The sequence below is a fragment of the Nitrococcus sp. genome, assembly GCF_059432795.1.
In genome coordinates this window covers 1-2708 of record NZ_JBXWZQ010000069.1, presented here as the reverse complement: position 1 = coordinate 2708, position 2708 = coordinate 1, and the positions used below count along the sequence as shown (strand labels likewise).

Here is a 2708-nt window from a genome sequence, read left to right as displayed (position 1 = left end):
CGCTCAAGGGTCGGGTCCGTTGGTACTTCGTTTGAGTCGCTCACAGTCTTCGGCTCCTACGAAAGCCCTGGCTCCTTTATACAGGAATCAAAAGGGGCACTGTCGACTGTGAGGTTGACACCCAGGGCTTGGCTTGACGCACCAGATCGAGCTCCAGCGCCGTGAGCGTGGCATCGAGCTGATCGATCTGGGCGAGATCGAGCGCCACCATGCGCCGGACGACGAGGTAGGGAAAGTGCTCGGCGAGACCCTCGCGGTTACGGGCATGGGCGATACGCTTCTCCAGCGCTGGCAGATTGTACTGACTGACCGTGTTCTGGATGTGGGCGAGCAGATCGGCGCGATGGTGCATCAAATACATCCGCCGGCGCAGCAGATCACGCGTGGCGCGCATCCCGGCCGGGTAGACATAGACCCTGGGGGATCATGCCCCCGCGCAGCAACATCGCGATCTTCAGCGAATCGATACGGTCGTTTTTCGCCTTACCGCCGTGGATGGCCTTCATGTAGAGGGCATGACCAAACACGAAAGCGATCCCCTCGCGGGCGCACAGGTCGGCAAGCCAGTACCAGCAGAAGATGCACTCCACGGCAACCACCAGGTCGTCGCGGTACGGGGCCATCAGGCGCAAAAAGCGCTCGGCATCGGTGGGGATATTCCGGTGCACGAGGATCTGCCCCTCGGCATCCAGCACGCAGACGTACATGGAACGGGCGTGCAGATCGATCCCGCAGTAATACCGGTGCGGCTGTGTGTAGAATCGCATGATGAGGTCTCCTCCGGGTGTAGTGGCCTTTGGCAGGGTAGCCGTATTGGCACCCCGCCGGGGGGGAGGCCTCAACCAGTATCAATGCGCTTCAGCCGACGCCTTCACCGCTGCGGGGTTCCGGCGCGGCTGAGCTAAATCGTTAGGTGCAGCGGCAGCAGCAGAGATACACTTAATAAGTTGACTATGCGAGGTTTTGCCATGAAGTCCGAGATCGAAGAGATCGCCGAAAAAGCCCTCAAGCTCCCATCAACCGCTAGAGCGTCCTTAGCGGAACTACTGCTGGAAAGTCTAGACTATGAAGAGGACTTTCTGATTTCAGAAGAGTGGATGAACGAAATTCAGAAACGCTGCCGTGAAATAGATGAAGGAAAAGCACAGCTCATATCAGCAGAAGACGCTTTGGTCCAGCTTCAAAAAAAATATTCATGAAGCCCTGCTGGTTTCATCCGGAGGCACTTGCAGAGGCCGATGAGGCGGCTGCGTTCTATAAAGAGCAACAGCCTAATCTTGAGGTGCGCTTTCTGGAAGCGTTAAACGACACGATTTCCCGAATAGGGAGAAACCCGTTGATCTATCGTCGCATCGAAGGGGAAGTAAGAAAGTGTCGAATACTGCGCTTTCCTTATGGTGTCATATACCGCGTCAGTAATGATCGCATAGAGGTCATCGCGGTCATGCACCTCAGGCAGCGACCGGGTTATTGGAAATCACGCACCTAACTCGGCGCTCAACTCGGACGCCTCCTCCGTCGGCGCCGGTTAGCTTCGTCGTTGGGCCTACTAGGTCGTGTTCACAATTAAGCGAGCCAGAGCACGATGCATGCACACCTGACCATGGCAGCAAAATGGGCGGCGAGTTTCTCGTACCGGATCGCTACCCGGCGAAACTGCTTGAGCCGGTTGAAGAAGCGCTTCACCAAATTGCGCGCCTTGTAGCGATGCCGATCATAGTCGCGAAGCGCCTTGCGATTGGAGCGTGGCGGAATGATCACTTCGGCCTGCTGTGCTTCGATGTGCTCGACCAAGGCGTTGCAGTCATAGCCCTTATCGGCGATCACCGCCTGCGCGCCTGGAGTTTGCTCGAGCAGGGCGAAGGCTTGGGTGATATCGGCCTGCTCGGCGCCGGTGAGTGTGAAGCCGATGGGGTTACCGAGCGCATCGACGATGCCGTGGAGTTTGGTGGCGGATCCGCCGCGAGAGCGGTCCAGAGCCTGCGGGCCGTGTTTTTTGGGCGCCTGCGGCGTGTTGGTGGGCACGCACTGCCGTGCTGTCGAGCATGACTTCTTCGAGATCCCGATCCTCACCGAAGGCTTGGAAGATGCGCTCCCTGACCCCGTCTCTGGCCCAACGCGCAAAGCGGACATATGTGGTGTGCCAGTTGCCCAGCTCTGGGGGCAGATCGCGCCAGGGCGCACCGGTGCGCGCGATCCATAGCACGGCTTCCAAAAACAAGCGATTGTCTTTGGCAGTCACGCCCCGATCGGAGGCTTTGCCGGGCAAGAAGTCCTTGATCCGCTCCCATTGGTCGTCTCGTAGCACTCGCCGTTCCATCGGGCCAGGTCCATCAACAGCTTGGAACGGTAGTTTAAACTCAATTGTGAACACGTCCTAATAGGAATATGTCGGGCGTGGATGACGGCTCAGCACGAGACAGCGCCACGATTCGACGTCTCCGGCGGGGGCTTTTAGTCGCGGCCGTTCACGTGCGCCTTATGCAGGCCGTTTTGATTTGAGCGGCATAAATTGCCGCCGAGGACGTAGATGTGTTTTATGCCTTGACCCGAAGCATCCGGAGCAAGCCCTCGTCTTCGGTCCTCTGGTCCAACGTCCTGAGCGGTCTGACAGTGGGCGTGATCGCGCTGCCGTTGTCCATGGCGCTGGCTATCGCCAGCGGTGTGCCCCCGCAGAACGGCCTCTACACCGCCATCGTCGCAGGCAT

The 2708-nt window shown here is 58.6% G+C and carries 3 protein-coding genes and 2 pseudogenes; 3 read left to right on the top strand and 2 right to left on the bottom strand.

Going from position 1 to position 2708, the window contains the following annotated elements:
• Positions 1-127: 127 nt before the first annotated feature.
• A pseudogene (locus tag AC52Q4_RS05685) lies at positions 128-767 on the bottom strand (IS110 family transposase); the annotation flags it as partial.
• Positions 768-968: 201 nt separating this feature from the next.
• Here AC52Q4_RS05685 and AC52Q4_RS05680 point away from each other — a divergent pair.
• Positions 969-1199 (top strand): addiction module protein, encoded by a 231-nt coding sequence (locus AC52Q4_RS05680; RefSeq protein WP_495535832.1) that lies wholly within the window; start codon positions 969-971, stop codon positions 1197-1199.
• Positions 1196-1489: a type II toxin-antitoxin system RelE/ParE family toxin gene (locus tag AC52Q4_RS05675; RefSeq protein ID WP_495535831.1), complete on the top strand. Its 294-nt coding sequence runs from the start codon at positions 1196-1198 to the stop codon at positions 1487-1489. Before AC52Q4_RS05680 ends, AC52Q4_RS05675 begins: the two co-directional genes overlap by 4 nt.
• Before the next feature lie 77 nt (positions 1490-1566).
• Here the strand turns inward: AC52Q4_RS05675 and AC52Q4_RS05670 are convergent.
• Positions 1567-2320 (bottom strand): annotated as a pseudogene (locus tag AC52Q4_RS05670) (IS5 family transposase).
• A gap of 224 nt (positions 2321-2544) precedes the next feature.
• On the opposite strand from AC52Q4_RS05670, the gene AC52Q4_RS05665 reads away from it, so the two are divergent.
• A partial coding sequence (locus AC52Q4_RS05665; protein ID WP_495535833.1) for a SulP family inorganic anion transporter occupies positions 2545-2708 on the top strand: 164 nt, incomplete at its 3' end.

Bases quoted from the DNA above. Each gene is read 5' to 3' on its own strand.
- AC52Q4_RS05680 (WP_495535832.1), top strand. From the start codon at position 969: ATGAAGTCCGAGATCGAAGAGATCGCCGAAAAAGCCCTCAAGCTCCCA.
- AC52Q4_RS05675 (WP_495535831.1), top strand. From the start codon at position 1,196: ATGAAGCCCTGCTGGTTTCATCCGGAGGCACTTGCAGAGGCCGATGAG.